Here is a 17,304-nt window from a genome sequence, read left to right on the forward strand (position 1 = left end):
CTCAAGATTTTCGCTATGGATAAGTCACGCCTTTGTATCGGACTTGGACTGGATACCCATATATTTTCGCATGGTTCCATGATATGAAGGCATGTCAACTCCAGCCTCCTCCGCGAGAGCTATCAAGGTAGAGCTCACATCAGAATTCTTACGCGGCGGGTTACTGAGCGTACAGGCATAACGTTTGATATTACTTGAGCTAACCTTATCATCATAATTAATCGGCGACTCGCGATGAGCCTTATCAACTGCCTTTATTATATCAACCAGACCATTTACAATCTTGATGACAGTACCCAACTCCTGCTCGTTGATCCCGCCATCGCTCCTACCCTTAGCTTTCTCAGCTAAATTAGTACTTGACAGAAAATCTGGACTTTCAAACCCTGCATTCAAAATCCACTCTACTAAGACGGACCCTGAAAAATAAACTACACTATCAGGAACATCTATCGACCGCTGCGCCTCCTCACAATAGCAGCTCAGTTTATTTTTATCACCCTTGCTCGGCGAGCAAAAAAGCTCGTAGAAATACTTGCTCAACTCCTGAAAATAGATCACATGAGTTCTGGAGGATCGGTCATGACTTCCAAAACAACCAACCCAAAAAACATCATTAACCGAATTGGGAAGAAATCGATTTACACCGTACTCAACATATAATCTCTCAATCAGTTCATACAGCGCGTATGCAGCTTCTTGCGGTCTAATTTTGTGGAATCGAGCGTATCTCGGCACTAGATCACACAGGCGCATAAAATCATCACTCACTGTGCACACTCTCTTCCTTTAATAGAAATCTCGGCAGCCCCACACGACAAAGCATCTAAATGGTTGGCATACCACTGAAGCATTTCACGACGCCCTTCAAGGTACTGAGCGTGATTATAGGTTCCTCGAATACTGTTCTTGTCCACATGCGCCAGTTGGGTTTCCACCCACTCGCTGCGGTACCCCTGCTCATGCAGGGTGGTGGACATTGTGTGACGGAATCCATGCCCTGTGGCTCTGCCGTCGTAACCCGAGCGTTTCAGCAGCTGATTGATGGCGGCCTCGCTCATCGGCTTAGCGGGGTCATTCCGACCAGGAAATGCGAGCGTGTAGCCACCGGTGATGCTTTCTAGCTCACGCAGTGCAGACACAGCTTGTTTCGGCAGAGGAACTAGATGGGCCCGGCGCATTTTCATCCGCTGAGCCGGAATCGTCCAAAGGGCATTTTCGAGGTCAAACTCAGACCACGGCGCCTCTCTGAGCTCAGCAGTCCGTACACCAGTGAGAATCAGCAAACGGGTAGCAATTTTCACCACGTCATGCCCTGGGCACGCCTGGAAGCCTCGAATCAGATCCGGGATTTCCGCGATAGGAAGGAAGGGGTAGTGCCGCGAGGTAGGCGTTTGAAGTGCCCCTCCGATATCTGCAATGGGGTTGTACTCGACCCTGCCGGTGGCAATCGCAAAGCGGTACACCTCTTGGCAGCGCTGTCGAACCTTGCGTAGCTTTTCTAAAGCCCCACGCGACTCTATGCGGCGGAAGACCTGTAACCACTGCATAGGCTTGATCTTAGACAGAGGCAAGCTTCCAACCTGCGGAAAGATGTCCAGCTCAAAAGCCTCGATGACGTCAGTCGCATAACCTTCTGACCAGCGTGCAGACTTATGCTGATGCCACTCCAGTGCGAGACTTTTGAAGGTATTGGCACGAGAAATTGCCGCCTGGGCCCGAGCGACCTTTCTCTCAAGGCCTGGATGCCGCCCCTGTGAAACCAGCTGGCGTGCATCAAACGCAAGCTGGCGAGCCTGCGCCAACGTCACGTTGTCGATAGTGCCCAAAGAAATGTGTGACTGCTTACCGTCCAGCCTGAATCGGAAGCGCCAAGACTTGCCGCCGGCGGCTCGAACCCAGAGGAATAAGCCACCTCCGTCAGAGAGGCCAAAGTCCTTTTCACGGGGTGCAGCGTTCTTCACTTGCAGCGCTGTCAAAGGCATGCGAGTACCCATAGATTATTGAACAGCGCAAAGGTACTCGCAGGGGCACTCAGATAGCAAGGGCTGGGATGGGATCGGATGGCACTGCATGAAACAGGAAGCCCGCACTGGGCGGGCTTCTGAGGGGTTTCATGCGACTGCTTGGCACTGTATGAACCTATTGGCTGGTGCCGGAGATAGGAATCGAACCTACGACCTTCGCGTTACGAGTGCGCTGCTCTACCGACTGAGCTACACCGGCGTGGCGCTAACGCTAGCATCGGGCGACGAACGGGGCAAGCTACCGCGGCTTGATCGCGATCACGCCCTGGGTCCAGAAACGCGGCTGGAAGTGGCCGCCGTATTGTTCCTGATAGAGCCTGTTGCGCTCGTCCAGATGGGGCACGTCGCGGATCACGACATACACCAGGAACAGCACGGCGGCGGTACTGATGCCCATCCACGACCAGTGGATGAAAGCGTTGGGTTTCGCCGGCTCGCCTTTCCAGGCATGAATGCCCATCAGCCAGCCGACCACCAGGGACAACCAGAGCTGCGAGTACGGCATGACGATCACGCCGTCGACCATGGATTGGGTCAGGGCACCGATCAGGCTGGCGAACAGACAGACACGCAACAGATCGACCGGATCGCTGGAGTCGGCGCGTTCGCGGATCAGCCGGAAAGTTGCCCAGAGCCCGCGCCCGACCAGCCACATCACCAGCAAGGTGGAAGGCACGCCCCATTCGCTGGCCCATTGCAGAATGGCCTGGTGCGGATGGGCGGCGATAGGGTTGTGGATATCGGCGAAGTGCATGGGGCCGAAGCCGAGCCAGGGGCGTTCGCGGATCATGTCCCAGGCTTGTTGCCAGAGTGGGCCACGGCCGGAGAGGGAGGTGGTGAGGCGGTCGCTGGCGAAGTTACTGACTTCTATACCGAGGTAACTGGTGAGAACGTCGAACAGGAGCCAGTAGAGCGCTATGCCAACTGCGGCTGCAGAGAGCTGCCAGGTAATCCAGCGCTTGCCGGAGTGGCCGACGATAAACAATACACCGGCTGCTACCCCCATTCCAAGCCAGGTGCCGCGTGTGCCACCGGTTATTGCGATAAGCCACCAGAGGCTCAAGAGGGAGAGCGTGCAGATTTGGCTGGAGCGTTTGGTGGTGACCAGCAGTAATGGGAGGGTTAACAGCGGCAGAGTGAAGGTCTGGAATTGACCGTAGAAGCGCTTGTTGGAAAAACCACTCAGGAATACGTCTGCGTCCAGCACAACCCTGCCGCCGGAGAACGAGCGAAACACCACTGTCAGAAAGTCGAAGCTCTTGAAGGCGCAGATAAAAATGACAAACAGGATCAGGACCCGATCAAGAGAGACTCCATTTGTTCGTCGCGCGTGTGCAAAGGCTTCGGCGCAGATACAGGAGGCAGCGATCAGTGCAACCTCCACGAATGCCCACAGCGGCTGATGAGCACAAAAGGAGGAGGCGATACCCATCAGCAAAGTCAGTCCACAGGCCAGAACGGTAGGCTGATCAACAAAGCTGCGCGCAAATGGTTTCCGACAGCCAAGGAGAAAAACAAGGGCCGTACTGGCAACGACGATCTGGCCGAGACGCTGAAAGGTATGTCCACCTAGGCCGTGCCCAAAGACCACCACAACAGCAATTATCAGCGTGATTACCAACCAACCCCTTGTTCGCCCAGTCCAGGCAGCATCCATTACGACCTCGGAATGTCCATTTCAGGCAGTGTACAGACGTCAGGTTTTTGGAAGCAGCATCAAAGGCGTTTTGGGGTGCGCCCGGTCGCAGGCAAGCTGACTCCCTTGATTACATCCAAGTTCAAGGTAGCGCTGAGCCTCGTCAGGCTGCCCCAAGCTTTTCAAGGCACCCGCCATACCGATGTAGGGCCTTGTATAACTGGGCCTGAGGTTAATGGCGCGCTCGAACTCCAACTTGGCCTCCTCTGCCTTTCCACGTAAAAGAAGGATTTGTCCCCGCTGGTAATAGGCATATTCATATTTTGGCTTCAACATAACTGCTTTATCAATGTTCCCCGACGCCAAATCAACAAACCCCTCATCGAGGTAGCTAATCCCCAGATTATAATAAACCCGGTAACCTCCAAAAAGCCCTGGTTTGTCGCCCTGATTTTCATAATATTGCACTGCTTCATTCCACACCAATACAGGTGCAGATAACGTCATCAGGCGGTCATAGGAGAGCCCAAACAGATAAAGTGCAAAAGCAGGAGCCAAGGTGACCAGATAAATTTTCTTGAGCCTTCGCAGTCCCAGCGCCAAGGCAATAAACAATCCAGGAATCCAGAGATAGCTGCGATACAGTACAAAAGGTTCCTGCAAGCGGACCGACACCAACTCCGTTGCAAACAAAACCCACGGGAACAGTAGTGCGAATCCCAGAAGACCTTTACTCGCCCCATGCAACAGCAGTCTGAAGGCAGCCAAACCATAGATAACAAACGCCACCAGGCCAGCCCAAGCCCACCAAACGCCATACCCCAGAGGAAAAGGCACTCGAAGATCAAGCCCCATGGTACTCCCCTGAGGCAAGATCAGAATCGATAGGTACTTAAAGAAAAGCCCCATCTGATTCAACACACTCAGCACATATAGAGAACCATTCGGCTGGAACGCCTCATCACTAAGCACTTCTTCGCTCTTGATCTCATAGGCATTGCCGATCAAGCCCTTGGCCCAGAGTATGACTGACAAGGCGAAAATCCCCTGAATCGCCACCACTGTAAAAATTTCCCGGGTACCGAATGAATCAGGGAGTCGGCTACGGCGATGCAATACCCACAACAGCAAGCACAACGCGGGCAACATCACCGCATGCTCCTTGGCATACAGGGACAGCAGAATGAACAGGCAGGACGCCCAAAGAGCCCAGCGCTTCCCACAAAGCCCCTGCCAGAAGGTCCATAGTCCCAGCAGAGCGAAAAGAGTGGCACATACAATGGTACGCTGAATGAGATAACCCTGAGTCAGGATAGCCAGCGGGTGTATGGCGAATAAAAAAGCGACGATAAACGCCGCCGTATCGGTATTCAGAAAAAAAGAGGGACGTTTTTCCAGGCTGTTGAGAATCTGGCGAACAAAACCGAAGAGAGCCAAGGCGGTGCAACCGTGAAGAATCAGGTTCCCCAGTCTTAGCCAGATGATCTTGTCACTGAGATGGACAATGCTGGCGGCCATGGAGTCGTATACCCACAACCGCGGAGTCAGGCTGAGCCCCATTGATAACAAGCTCGCCGGCCCACCTTCGCGAAAAAAGGGCTCATCGTCAAAAACCAGGGGATTATTCAGGAAGGGAAAACAAAGTACCAATAACAGGCCAGCAGAGAGAACGGCCAGTAATACAAAAACCAATCGCCGTGAAACCATGGTATTCCTACACTCAGCATTTCAAACGCTCAAAACTTATAGAAACCGGCATGCCTTGAGGGGAATGCCGTTTTCATCTTACTACAAGCCTCTAGGCCTCATGTACAACATAAAAAATTATCTGCAAAAACCAAGAGCTACACAGCCCCCGCCAACAGCCCAAGTAATCGAATTACCGGTGACACTAGGATTAAGCGTGTAGGTGGTGTTCCCTGCCGCAGCTGTAGAAGTCATTGAGATAAAACCGTTCACAACCGACATGGAAGCCAGGCTGCTCGTCGCCGCCGTTACCGTTGGCACACCATTTGAGCCGGCACTACAGTTAGTGGCGCTCAGATTGTTTTCTGACATGCAAATTGCCACAGCCGTCTTGTATCCATCCGCGATCGAAACGACCTCGGCAAAGCGGGCCTTTTGCGTATAGGTGTTATAGGCCGGCAATGCAATCGCCGCCAAGATACCGATGATCGCCACAACGATCATCAGTTCGATCAAGGTGAAACCCTTCTGAGCATTCATATTTCGTCTCCAGACATGAAAAGGCCGTATGGCTCGTTTACCTCAAAGCACAGCCCGTGCCATTCCCCATGGCAACAGCGAACGCCTCTTACAAAAGCTTTTCACCCCCGAAAGACTGCTTCAGAACAACAGAACCTGACATTTTTTGTCACCCCCTTCTCCCCGATTTGGCACCATCGCCCGACTACGCTATAAGTCTCCGACTGTTTGTGTTTGGTGTCCAAATGAACGATATCGCCCTTTCCGGTCTGGCCAAGCAATTGGTGGCGGCCGAGCTGATTACCGACAAGAACGCTCAGCAGGCGTATCAGCAAGCCCAACGCAACCGCATCTCACTGGTCAGCTATCTGGTCCAGAACAAACTGGTGAAAAGCCGACAGGTTGCGGAAATTGCCTCGGAGCATTTCGGCGTTGCCCTGCTTGACCTCAGTACCCTCGACAAGGAAAGCCAGCCCAAGGGGCTGGTCAGTGAAAAGCTGATCCGCCAGCACCATGTCCTGCCTTTATGGCGGCGCGGCAACAAGCTCTTTGTCGGCATCTCCGATCCAAGCAATCATCAGGCGATCACTGATATTCAGTTCAGTACCGGCCTCACCACCGAAGCGATCCTGGTAGAAGACGACAAGCTTGCCGATGCCATCGACAAGTTCTTCGACAGTAATGCCAGCGGCCTTGAAGACATGGCGGACGTTGACCTCGAAGGGCTGGATATCGAATCGGTCGACGACAAGAAACATGATCAGATCGCCGGCCAGGATGCCGATGATGCCCCCGTGGTGCGCTTCGTCAACAAGATGCTGCTGGATGCCATTAAGGGTGGCTCCTCGGACTTGCACTTCGAACCGTATGAGAAGGTCTACCGCGTACGCCTACGTACCGATGGTATCCTGCGGGAGGTTGCCAAGCCTCCCATCCATCTTGCCGGCCGGATCGCCGCCCGCCTGAAGGTTATGGCCAGCCTGGATATTTCCGAGCGCCGCAAACCCCAGGACGGCCGGATCAAGATGCGTATCTCGAAGACCAAGGCCATCGACTTCCGGGTCAATACCCTGCCGACGCTGTGGGGCGAGAAGATCGTGATGCGGATCCTTGATCCGTCCAGCGCCCAGATGGGCATCGATGCGCTGGGCTACGAACCGGATCAGAAAGACCTCTATATGGCCGCGCTGAAGCAGCCACAAGGCATGATTCTGGTCACCGGCCCCACCGGTTCGGGTAAGACCGTTTCGCTGTACACCGGCTTGAATATCCTCAACACCGTGGATATCAATATCTCCACCGCCGAAGATCCGGTGGAGATCAACATGGAAGGCATCAACCAGGTCAACGTCAACCCGAAACAGGGGCTGGACTTCGCCCAGGCATTGCGCTCGTTCCTGCGTCAGGACCCGGATGTGATCATGGTCGGTGAGATCCGCGACCTGGAAACCGCAGAGATCGCGATCAAGGCGGCCCAGACCGGCCATATGGTGTTGTCGACCCTACACACCAACAGTGCTGCGGAAACCCTGACGCGCCTGCATAACATGGGCATCCCCGGTTTCAACATCGCCACCTCGGTCAACCTGATCATCGCCCAGCGCCTGGCTCGCAAACTGTGCACGCATTGCAAAAGGGAAATCGATATTCCTGAAGAAGCCTTGCTCAAGGAAGGCTTCCCGGCAGACCAGATTGGCAAGTTCAAGATCTATGAGCCCGTCGGCTGCGACCAATGCAACGCTGGTTACAAAGGTCGCGTCGGGATCTATGAGGTGGTCAAGAATACGTCCGATCTGCAGCGACTGATCATGGCCGAAGGCAACTCGATCGAGATCGCCACCCAGATGCGCAAGGACGGCTTCAATGACCTTCGAACCTCTGGGCTGCGCAAAGCCATGCAAGGCCTGACCAGCCTGGAAGAAGTCAACCGGGTCACCAAGGACTAAGCCATGGCGACGAAAGCAGTAAAGATCAGCGTGTATGCATGGGAGGGTACCGACAAGAAAGGTACCAAGATGAGTGGCGAACTCACGGGTCACAACCCGGCACTGGTCAAGGCACAACTGCGCAAACAGGGCATCAATCCGGGCAAGGTGCGCAAGAAAAGCGCGTCGATCTTCAGCAAGGGCAAGCGTATCAAGCCCATGGATATCGCGCTGTTTACCCGCCAGATGGCGACCATGATGAAGGCCGGCGTCCCCTTGCTACAGTCTTTCGACATCATTGCCGAGGGGTTCGATAACCCGAATATGCGCAAGCTGGTGGACGACATCAAGCAGGAGGTCGCTGCCGGCAACAGCTTTGCTACCTCTCTGCGCAAGAAACCCGAGTATTTCGATGAGTTGTATTGCAACCTGGTGGACGCTGGCGAACAGGCTGGCGCCTTGGAAAGCCTGCTGGACCGGGTAGCCACCTATAAGGAAAAAACCGAAGCCCTCAAAGCCAAGATCAAAAAAGCCATGAACTACCCAATTGCGGTAATACTCGTGGCAATTATCGTGTCCGGTATCCTGCTGATCAAGGTAGTGCCACAGTTCCAGGCGATCTTTGCTGGCTTCGGCGCCCAACTGCCTGCCTTCACTCTGATGGTGATCGGCCTTTCGCAGATACTCCAAGACTGGTGGTGGATTGTGATCCTTGCACTGGTAGGTGGGATCTATGCGTTCAGACGCGCACACAAGACCTCCGAGCGCTTCCGCAACCGGCTGGACCGAATGCTCTTGAAGATGCCGATTATCGGTCCATTGCTCTACAAATCTGCCGTAGCCCGATTTGCACGGACACTATCGACCACCTTCGCCGCCGGTGTGCCGCTGGTGGAAGCCTTGGACTCCGTCTCGGGTGCTACAGGTAACATCGTCTTCAAAAATGCCGTCAACCGCGTCAAACAGGATGTCTCCACAGGCATGCAACTGAACTTCTCGATGCGATCTACCGGCGTTTTTCCCAGCATGGCGCTCCAGATGACCGCCATTGGTGAGGAGTCCGGCTCCCTGGACGATATGCTCGACAAGGTCGCGACCTACTACGAAGCCGAAGTCGACAATATGGTCGATAGCCTGACCAGCCTGATGGAGCCCATCATCATGAGCGTGCTCGGCGTAATCGTCGGCGGCCTGGTCATTGCCATGTACCTGCCCATCTTCAAGCTTGGCTCAGTAGTCTGAACATGCCCTTACCCGACTTCCTGGCCAGCCACCCGCTGGCCTTTGTTTTATTCACGCTCATCCTCGGCCTGATCGTCGGCAGCTTCCTCAACGTCATCGTCTGGCGCCTGCCAAAGATGCTCGAGCGCGATTGGCGCGCGCAGGCCCATGAGGTCCTCGGTCTGCCGCAACCCGAGCCCGCTGCGACCTACAACCTGCTCCTGCCCCACTCCCATTGCCCGCGCTGCAACCACCCGATCCGCGCCTGGGAAAACCTGCCACTGATCAGCTATGCCCTGCTGCGCGGCAAATGCTCCAACTGCAAGGCGCCCATCAGCAAGCGCTACCCGTTGACCGAACTGGCCTGCGGCCTGCTCTCGGCCTTTGTCGCCTGGCATTTCGGTTTCGGCTGGCCCGCCGGCCTGATGCTGGTGCTGACCTGGGGCCTGCTGGCGATGAGCCTGATCGACGCCGACCACCAACTGCTGCCTGACGCCCTGGTCCTGCCGCTGCTGTGGCTGGGCCTGATCGCCAACCACTTCGCGGTCTTCACCTCCCTGGGCGACGCCCTCTGGGGCGCTGTCGCCGGCTATATGAGCCTATGGTCGGTGTACTGGCTGTTCAAGCTGCTGACCGGCAAGGAAGGCATGGGCCACGGCGACTTCAAGCTGCTGGCGATGCTCGGCGCCTGGGGCGGCTGGCAGATCCTGCCGCTGACCATCCTGCTGTCATCCCTGGTGGGTGCGATCCTGGGGCTGATTCTGCTGCGCCTGCGCAATGCCCAGACCTCGACGCCAATCCCCTTTGGTCCCTATCTGGCGATTGCCGGGTGGATTGCATTGCTCTGGGGTGGTCAAATAACCACTTCTTATCTGCAATTTGCCGGTTTCAAATGACCAAAGCTGCTTCAAAACCCTGGATTCTCGGTCTTACCGGCGGTATCGGTAGCGGCAAGAGCGCGGCGGCCCAGCACTTTATCGACCTCGGCATCCATGCCGTGGATGCCGATCACGCAGCGCGCTGGGTGGTGGAGCCCGGTCGCCCGGCGTTGCTGAAGATCGCCGAACACTTCGGCCCTGGCGTGCTGCAAGCCGACGGCCAGCTGGACCGCGGTGCCCTGCGCAAGCTGATTTTCGCAGACGCCGGACAACGGCGCTGGCTGGAAGCCCTGCTGCATCCGCTGATTGCCGAGGAGATCGCCAGCCACCTGACCCGCGCACAATCGCCTTATGCGATCCTGGTTTCACCCTTGCTGATCGAATCGGGCCAATATGCAACGACCCAGCGCGTGCTGGTCATCGACGCGCCGCAGGCACTGCAAGTCCAGCGCACACTGCTGCGTGACCAGACCAGCGAAGAACAGGTGCAGGCGATCCTCAAGGCTCAGGCCAGCCGCGAAGAACGTCTGAAACTGGCCGACGATGTGCTGGTCAACGACCGCGACCTCGCCTGGCTGCACAGCGAAGTCGAACGCCTGCACACCTTTTACCTTACTTTGCGTGGAGGCCAATCATGAGCCAATCCCTGACCGTCGAATGCCCGACCTGCGGCGCCCCCGTGGAATGGAGCGCGACCAATACCAACCGGCCCTTCTGCTCCGATCGCTGCAAGCTGATCGACCTGGGTGCCTGGGCCTCGGAGGAGCACAAGATTCCCGTCAGCCCGGATGCCGAGGACGACCTGTTCTCCGACGATCTGCCACCGCGTGCCCACTGAACTGATCAAGGCCGCATAAAGCTGTAGTCCAGTCCTTCATCGAGGTTCTCGGCGAGAAACTGCAACTCGTCGGCCAGATCCTCGGCACTGCGCACCGCCTTGCTCTGCTGCACCACCGCGCTGAGCAAGGCGCGCAATCCCAGCCCAGGCTCGAAACCCGCCGTGTGCGCAGCCTCCAGGCTGGCCCGTACTTCCTGACGCGCCCATTCGTACACACTCATGCCGACCACCTCCGGTTGTTTTCACGAAGCATGGCGGTGAGCCGGATACCGGTATTTGATGCAGGTCAACGCTGCCGGTCAACGAGAGCCACCGGGCGGTTCGTTGTCCTTCCAGGGCGCCGACAGATAACGTGTGCGGTTGAAGGTTTCCAGCCATTCAGGACAGAACACCACCAACGCACTGATCACCATGCCGTTGATAAACGCCTCGGGAAAAATGATCAGCCAGAGGTAGCCAATAAAATCCTCCAGCCACTCCGGCATCGCAAAACGCCCGTCGAACCACAACAGCGCCAGACTCGCCAGCAGACACAGGAGTGCCGCCAGGGCGGCGGCGAAAAACCCGGAGCAGAAGATATACACAAAGGGATTTTTCGGTTGTGCGCGCTCCACGACCATCGCGCACACCTCGGTCACCAGCACCGGCAGCAGGATCAGCAGCGCGCCATTGACTCCCAACGCGGCGAGGTCCTGGCGTCCGAGCAGCACCAGGCCGAGTTGCGCCACCAACCCACCGACGATCGCCAGCGGCCAGTCCAGCAACAGGGTGACCGCGGTCAGGCCGATAAAGTGGTAGGACACTCCCGTATCGAAATCCCGTCGCACCAGCCAGAGCAGGAACAACGCGAATACCGTGCCGAACAGCAGGTGCTGGCGCCGACTGTCGGTAAACAACTCGACCCAGGGCGAACGCCAGATCGCCCACAGCAGCACCGGCAGATAAACCAGCCAGCCGATGATCAGGCTCTCGGGCGACAGCAATTGCGCGCCGATCATAAGGACCTCTCCGTCACACCCGGAACTCCCTGTCCGCATAGGTCCTACAGTCTACACCGAGCCTCGCGACAGCCCGCCCCGACAAAATCCGTACACCACTTCCAGCGGTCATGGTTTCGACGCTAAGCTTGGGCCATGGACGACTCAGACTTCTTACGCTTGCTGACCATCCAGGCCGAGCAAGCCAACACGTTTCTTTCCAATGCCCGCAAATGGGAGCGTGAGCGTTGGGTCTGCCAGCGCCTCCTGCAAGGGCTGAACGTGCCTTACCGTAACGAAGACTTCCACCCCGCCGGCCAGGAACCACCGGACGTGCTGTTTCGCGATGCGTGCTTCGAAGTGTTTTTCGTCCTCGACGAAGGCCGCCGCCTCAACGATGAATGGCGCGAAGAACTGCAGCGCCGACGCAGCGCGTTTTCCCTGAGCCAACTGGTACGCCGCGAGGCCAGGCCCAAGCGCATCCCCGCCTCGGAGCTGCTGCAACGCCTGGCACCGACCCTGCGCAAGAAAGCCCACAACTACAAGGAGCGCGGCCTGGACCTCGGCGAGCTGGACATCATCGCCTTCGCCAGCCTGAAACGCGAAGTGCTGGACCTCAACAGCCACTTCCCACCACCCACCGAATACCTGCGCCAGGGCTGGCGTTCGCTGTCGCTGGTGGGCCCGACTTTCGCCCGGGTTCTGTTCGCCCATCCCGACGCCCCGGACTTCCTGCGCGGCAACCTGGGACGCAGTATTGTCTTCGATGTCGGCATCAGTCTGTGAGCCATGGTGTAAGCTCCTATCCTGTAGCGTTTACCTATCCAGTTACGTCTACCTGACGAGGCCTTTCATGAGCAGCCGCCTGAACCCGGACGACCAGAAGCATGTCGAACAGTACCTGCAGCTTTCCCAGCACCAAGTCGAGCGCCGGCCCTTCCGGCCGTGGATGCTCCTGGTGGTGGTGCTGGTCGTGGTGATCGGCCTGGGTCTGTTGAGCCGCCTCCTGAGTTATCTGGCGCTATGAGCTGCCTCGCGCTCGCCCGGATAACGCAAGCACAGATTTCCTTTAGCCTTGCGAGATATCCCCATGAACCATCGTATCGTGATCGTTGGCGGCGGCGCCGGCGGCCTGGAGTTGGCGACCCGCCTGGGCAAGACCCTGGGTAAGCGCGGCACGGCCAGCATCGTGCTGGTCGACGCGAACCTGACGCACATCTGGAAACCGTTGCTGCATGAAGTAGCCGCCGGTTCCCTGAACTCTTCGGAAGACGAACTCAATTATGTCGCCCAGGCGAAGTGGAACCACTTCGAGTTCCAGCTCGGGCGCATGAGTGGGCTCGATCGCGCCGGAAAAAAAATTCAGCTGGCCGCGACCTATGATGAAAACGGCGTGGAACTGCTACCGGCCCGCGAACTGGCCTATGACTCGCTGGTGATCTCCGTCGGCAGCACCACCAACGACTTCGGCACCCAGGGCGCCGCCCAGCATTGCCTGTTCCTCGACACCCGCAAGCAGGCCGAGCGCTTCCACCAGCAACTGCTCAATCACTACCTGCGCGCCCATGCCGGGAACATCGATGCGCCCGAGCAGATGATCAGCGTGGCCATCGTCGGCGCCGGCGCCACTGGCGTGGAACTCGCCGCCGAACTGCACAACGCGGCCCATGAGCTGGCGGCCTATGGCCTGGACCGGATCAAGCCGGAAAACATGCATATCACCCTGATCGAAGCCGGACCACGGGTGTTGCCCGCCCTGCCGGAGCGGATCGGCGGACCTGTGCATAAAACCCTGGAGAAACTCGGCGTCCGGGTCATGACCAACGCCTCGGTCAGCGAAGTGACCGCCGAAAGCCTGGTCACCGCGGATGGTCAGATCATTCCGGCGAGCCTCAAGGTCTGGGCGGCCGGGATCCGCGCGCCAGGCTTCCTCAAGGATATCGACGGCCTGGAGACCAACCGCATCAACCAGCTCCAGGTGCTGCCGACCCTGCAGACCACCCGCGACGAAAACATCTTCGCCTTTGGCGACTGCGCGGCCTGCCCGCAGCCCGGTAGCGACCGCAATGTGCCGCCGCGGGCACAGGCCGCGCACCAACAGGCGTCATTGCTGGCCAAATCGCTGAAGCTGCGAATCGAAGGCAAGACCTTGCCGGAGTATCGTTATACCGACTACGGCTCGCTGATTTCGCTGTCGAAATTCTCCGCCGTCGGCAACCTGATGGGTAACCTGACGGGGAGCGTGATGCTGGAGGGCTGGCTGGCGCGGATGTTCTACGTGTCGTTGTACCGCATGCACCAGATGGCACTGTACGGCACCTTCCGCACCCTGATGCTGATGCTGGGGAGCCGGATCGGGCGTGGGACGGATCCGCGGTTGAAACTGCACTGACAGACTCTGTGCCCCCACGAACAGAGTGGGGGCACAGAACCTCGATCACAGCCCCAGGGCCATCACTTTCGATGCGCCAGAAAGTCTTTCGCGGCCTTCGCCAAAGCCGCATCCACGCCGAGTGGCGGCGACCACCCAAGCAGTGTCCTGGTTTTCTCGATATCGACCGCCAGTGATCCACACAAGCGCTGGGACAGAGCCTTTTTTCCAAGCAGTCGCGCAACACCGCTCAACAGCCACATCGGTACCGGCAGCAGACAGGCACCGCGGCCCAGTGCCTGCGCCATGCGCCGCAACAGCTGGCTGGTGGACAGATCCTCATTGTCGCTCACCAGGAAAACCTGGCCGGCAGCCGCCGGATGATGGATGCACGTCACAATCAGATCGACCAGGTTGTCTATGGCAACCAGGCTGCGCTTGTTGCTGATCGCGCCCAACGGCAGGGGGATCCCCTTGCTCAACCAGCTCATCATATTGCGGAAGTTCGCCTTCACCCCCGGTCCATAGACCAGTACGGGCCGAATGATCACGACCTCCATTCCGGTAAGCGCCGCCAGGGCTTGCAAGCCCTGCTCGGCTTCCCATTTGGAAACACCGTAGGGATCCTGCGGGGCCGGCTGGTCACCTGCCGTATAAGGCCGCTGCGGCAACGTACCTTCACCGTTGACCTTGATGGAGCTCAGATAGACGAAGCGTCGGGCCCCTGCCTCTGCCGCCTGCTCTGCGAGACGCAAGGTCCCCTCCACGTTCGCTCTCCGGAAAGCAGCCAGCGGATCAGCCTCAAGCTCATTCATGACATGTACGCGGGCGGCGCAGTGAACAACCACCTCGATGCCTTCCAGGGCCGCTTGCCAATCGGTATCCGGGGCCAGGCCCGCAACCTCGCACACGTGAGCACCCGCTACCGGCTGCGCCGGCAACTTCCGGTAGGCAGAGCGCAGCGTGAAGGACGGGTCACCCAGCAGACGGGCCTGGACCGCCGCGCCAACAAAACCGCTGGCGCCTGTCAGAAGGATTCGCGTCATAGTGTGTTCAGGCTTTGTTCCAGACGGTGCGATTGATGTAGTCGGTATAACTCAGCACCACCCGGACAACCTGCAGGGAAACCGGGCCACCTTGATAATCCGGCACCAACGGCACCTTGCGTTCGTCGCGGGAATGCTGACTGGTGACCACGCGCACCGCGTCCATCACCGAATCACGCTTCAAGCCGCTCATGATCAGCGTACCTTCATCCATGCCTTCAGGGCGCTCATGGGCATTGCGCAACGTGACAGCCGGCAGGTTCAGCAACGAAGCCTCTTCGGTAATCGTACCGCTGTCGGACAGCACGCAGAATGCCGACATCTGCAGCTTGATGTAATCCAGCAGGCCGAACGGTTTGACAAAGCGGATCAACGGATGATCGAGCGATTCGCCCAAGGCCTCCAGGCGCTTGCGCGTGCGCGGGTGCGTCGAAACGATCAACGGGAAGCCATAGTGATCGGCCAGGGCCCGCAGGGTGTCCAGCAAGTCCCGAAGATTATCCGGGGTGTCGACGTTCTCCTCGCGGTGAGCGCTGACAATGAAGAACTTGTCCTGCTCCAGGCCGCTGCGGGCCAGGACATCGGACTGCTTGATCTTGGGCATGTAGTAGTCGAGGACTTCCTGCATGTGCGAGCCGGTCTTGATGATGGTTTCAGGACGAATACCCTCGGCGATCAGGTAACGACGCGCATGTTCGGTCAGCACCATGTTGATATCGCTGAGGTGATCCAGCACCTTGCGGTTCAGTTCCTCAGGCACTCGCTGGTCGAAGCAGCGGTTCCCCGCCTCCATATGGAACACCGGGATCTTGCGACGCTTGGCGGCGATCACCGCCAGGCAGGTATTGGTGTCACCGTACAACAGCAACGCATCGGGTTTTTCCAGCTCGAAGATTTCATCGGACTTGGCGATGACTTCGGCGATGGTTTTGGCAGCGGTATCGCCGGCCGCACCGAGGAAATGATCCGGCTTGCGGATATCCAGGTCATCGAAAAAGACCTGGTTGAGTTCGTAGTCGTAATTCTGCCCGGAGTGCACCAGCACGTGATTGACCTGGCGATCCAGCTCGGCGATGACCCGGCTCATCTTGATCAGTTCGGGACGCGTGCCGACCAGCGTCATGACCTTAAGCATCGAGTTGCTCCTTGATGTAATCAAGCTTGAGCAACAGTTCCTTGATTCCCGGGACGTCCAGGCGAACGGTATTGTGCGAGGTGTAGTCGTCCAGCTCGGAAATACGCTGCTCACCCTCGACAAAGTATTTCTTGTAGTTCAGGTCACGGTTATCCGCCGGAATCCGATAGTAGCGCCCCATGTCCTCGGCCTTGGCCATTTCCTCACGGGAAACCAGCGACTCATAGAGTTTCTCACCGTGGCGAGTACCAATCACCTTGACCTCATTACGCTTGCCGAACAGTTGCTTGAGCGCTTCGGCCAGGTCGCCGACAGTGGAGGCTGGGGCTTTCTGGACAAACAGATCCCCCTGCTGGCCGTGTTCGAAAGCGTGGAGAACCAGATCGACCGAGTCTTCGAGAGACATGAGGAAACGAGTCATTTCCGGATCGGTGACCGTCAGCACTTCACCTGAGCGAAGTTGATCGACGAACAATGGAATCACCGACCCCCGCGAGGCCATGACGTTGCCATAACGAGTAGCGCAGATAACAGGCCCCTTGGCCGGGATCATGCGCGACTTTGCAACCATCAGCTTCTCGGCCATCGCCTTGGAAATACCCATGGCATTGATCGGGTAGACCGCCTTGTCGGTGCTCAGCACCACTACTCGCTGCACCCCGCTGGCGATGGCGGCATTCAGCACATTCTCGGTGCCCAGTACGTTGGTACGGACCGCTTCCATCGGGTAGAACTCGCAGGAGGGGACCTGCTTCAGGGCGGCGGCGTGGAAGATGTAATCCACACCGACCATCGCCTGGGACAGGCTGTCGTAATCGCGTACATCGCCGATGTAGAACTTGACCTTGTCATTGGCCAGCGCGATACGCATGTCTTCCTGCTTCTTCTCATCGCGACTGAAGATGCGAATCTCGCGCACAGCGGTATTGAGAAAACGCTTGAGGACCGTATGGCCGAAAGAACCGGTACCACCGGTGATCATCAATACCTTGTCGTCGAACATAGAACCTTCTGAATCATAGGGCTTCGCAATGAAGCACAGTTT

Annotated in this window: 18 protein-coding genes and 1 tRNA gene; 8 read left to right on the forward strand and 11 right to left on the reverse strand. The window is 57.6% G+C overall.

The annotated features are described in order from the left end of the window. Positions 1–24 precede the first annotated feature (24 nt). The 6 genes from KI243_RS27830 to KI243_RS27855 form a co-directional block, all read right to left on the reverse strand. A complete protein-coding gene (locus KI243_RS27830) occupies positions 25–771 on the reverse strand; it encodes a hypothetical protein (protein WP_212810135.1) in 747 nt (248 codons plus the stop codon). Beyond that, entirely contained in the window at positions 768–1,985 is a 1,218-nt protein-coding gene (locus KI243_RS27835) for a tyrosine-type recombinase/integrase (RefSeq protein ID WP_212810136.1), read from the reverse strand. The genes KI243_RS27830 and KI243_RS27835 overlap by 4 nt, the downstream gene beginning before the upstream one ends. Before the next feature lie 165 nt (positions 1,986–2,150). Beyond that, positions 2,151–2,226 (reverse strand) — tRNA-Thr (locus KI243_RS27840). Between the two features lie 39 nt (positions 2,227–2,265). After that, positions 2,266–3,684, reverse strand: a complete 1,419-nt coding sequence (locus tag KI243_RS27845) for an O-antigen ligase family protein (protein ID WP_244861781.1) — start codon at positions 3,682–3,684, stop codon at positions 2,266–2,268. Positions 3,685–3,723: 39 nt separating this feature from the next. Further along, complete coding sequence (locus KI243_RS27850; protein WP_178989962.1) at positions 3,724–5,370, reverse strand: hypothetical protein; 1,647 nt, start codon at positions 5,368–5,370, stop codon at positions 3,724–3,726. Between the two features lie 117 nt (positions 5,371–5,487). Continuing rightward, positions 5,488–5,889, reverse strand: coding sequence for a prepilin-type N-terminal cleavage/methylation domain-containing protein (locus KI243_RS27855; RefSeq protein ID WP_177127819.1), 402 nt, complete (start codon positions 5,887–5,889; stop codon positions 5,488–5,490). A 224-nt stretch (positions 5,890–6,113) separates the two neighbouring features. On the opposite strand from KI243_RS27855, the gene pilB reads away from it, so the two are divergent. The 5 genes from pilB to yacG are packed head-to-tail and all read left to right on the forward strand — an operon-like array spanning position 6,114 to position 10,730. Beyond that, positions 6,114–7,814: a type IV-A pilus assembly ATPase PilB gene (gene pilB / locus KI243_RS27860; RefSeq protein ID WP_177127856.1), complete on the forward strand. Its 1,701-nt coding sequence runs from the start codon at positions 6,114–6,116 to the stop codon at positions 7,812–7,814. A gap of 3 nt (positions 7,815–7,817) precedes the next feature. After that, positions 7,818–9,035: a type II secretion system F family protein gene (locus tag KI243_RS27865; protein WP_177127818.1), complete on the forward strand. Its 1,218-nt coding sequence runs from the start codon at positions 7,818–7,820 to the stop codon at positions 9,033–9,035. Positions 9,036–9,037: 2 nt separating this feature from the next. After that, on the forward strand, positions 9,038–9,910 hold the full coding sequence (locus tag KI243_RS27870; protein ID WP_178989964.1) for an A24 family peptidase: 873 nt from the start codon (positions 9,038–9,040) through the stop codon (positions 9,908–9,910). After that, positions 9,907–10,530 (forward strand): dephospho-CoA kinase, encoded by a 624-nt coding sequence (gene coaE / locus KI243_RS27875; RefSeq protein ID WP_177084074.1) that lies wholly within the window; start codon positions 9,907–9,909, stop codon positions 10,528–10,530. The genes KI243_RS27870 and coaE overlap by 4 nt, the downstream gene beginning before the upstream one ends. Then, complete coding sequence (gene yacG / locus KI243_RS27880) at positions 10,527–10,730, forward strand: DNA gyrase inhibitor YacG (RefSeq protein ID WP_017123507.1); 204 nt, start codon at positions 10,527–10,529, stop codon at positions 10,728–10,730. Before coaE ends, yacG begins: the two co-directional genes overlap by 4 nt. A 5-nt stretch (positions 10,731–10,735) precedes the next feature. On the opposite strand, the gene KI243_RS27885 is transcribed toward yacG, so the two are convergent. After that, a complete protein-coding gene (locus KI243_RS27885; RefSeq protein ID WP_178989966.1) occupies positions 10,736–10,951 on the reverse strand; it encodes a hypothetical protein in 216 nt (71 codons plus the stop codon). Between the two features lie 78 nt (positions 10,952–11,029). Next, positions 11,030–11,728 (reverse strand): energy-coupling factor ABC transporter permease, encoded by a 699-nt coding sequence (locus KI243_RS27890; protein WP_017123505.1) that lies wholly within the window; start codon positions 11,726–11,728, stop codon positions 11,030–11,032. A 135-nt stretch (positions 11,729–11,863) separates the two neighbouring features. Between KI243_RS27890 and KI243_RS27895 the strand changes: the two genes are divergently transcribed. From KI243_RS27895 to KI243_RS27905, 3 genes are all read left to right on the forward strand, one after another. Further along, entirely contained in the window at positions 11,864–12,493 is a 630-nt protein-coding gene (locus KI243_RS27895) for a DUF1780 domain-containing protein (protein ID WP_042934238.1), read from the forward strand. A gap of 67 nt (positions 12,494–12,560) precedes the next feature. Continuing rightward, a complete protein-coding gene (locus tag KI243_RS27900) occupies positions 12,561–12,734 on the forward strand; it encodes a DUF3094 family protein (RefSeq protein ID WP_017123503.1) in 174 nt (57 codons plus the stop codon). 63 nt (positions 12,735–12,797) lie between these two features. Beyond that, positions 12,798–14,099, forward strand: a complete 1,302-nt coding sequence (locus KI243_RS27905; protein WP_017123502.1) for an NAD(P)/FAD-dependent oxidoreductase — start codon at positions 12,798–12,800, stop codon at positions 14,097–14,099. A gap of 62 nt (positions 14,100–14,161) precedes the next feature. On the opposite strand, the gene KI243_RS27910 is transcribed toward KI243_RS27905, so the two are convergent. The 3 genes from KI243_RS27910 to KI243_RS27920 are packed head-to-tail and all read right to left on the reverse strand — an operon-like array spanning position 14,162 to position 17,262. After that, complete coding sequence (locus KI243_RS27910; RefSeq protein ID WP_177127812.1) at positions 14,162–15,124, reverse strand: SDR family oxidoreductase; 963 nt, start codon at positions 15,122–15,124, stop codon at positions 14,162–14,164. 7 nt (positions 15,125–15,131) lie between these two features. Beyond that, positions 15,132–16,259, reverse strand: coding sequence for a UDP-N-acetylglucosamine 2-epimerase (non-hydrolyzing) (gene wecB / locus KI243_RS27915; RefSeq protein WP_177127811.1), 1,128 nt, complete (start codon positions 16,257–16,259; stop codon positions 15,132–15,134). Next, positions 16,252–17,262 carry a polysaccharide biosynthesis protein gene (locus KI243_RS27920; RefSeq protein ID WP_177106481.1) on the reverse strand — a complete coding sequence of 337 codons (1,011 nt, stop codon included), beginning with the start codon at positions 17,260–17,262 and terminating at the stop codon, positions 16,252–16,254. Before KI243_RS27920 ends, wecB begins: the two co-directional genes overlap by 8 nt. Positions 17,263–17,304 lie beyond the last annotated feature (42 nt).

It is taken from the genome of Pseudomonas sp. Ost2, assembly GCF_018326065.1.
GTDB lineage: Bacteria > Pseudomonadota > Gammaproteobacteria > Pseudomonadales > Pseudomonadaceae > Aquipseudomonas > Aquipseudomonas gingeri.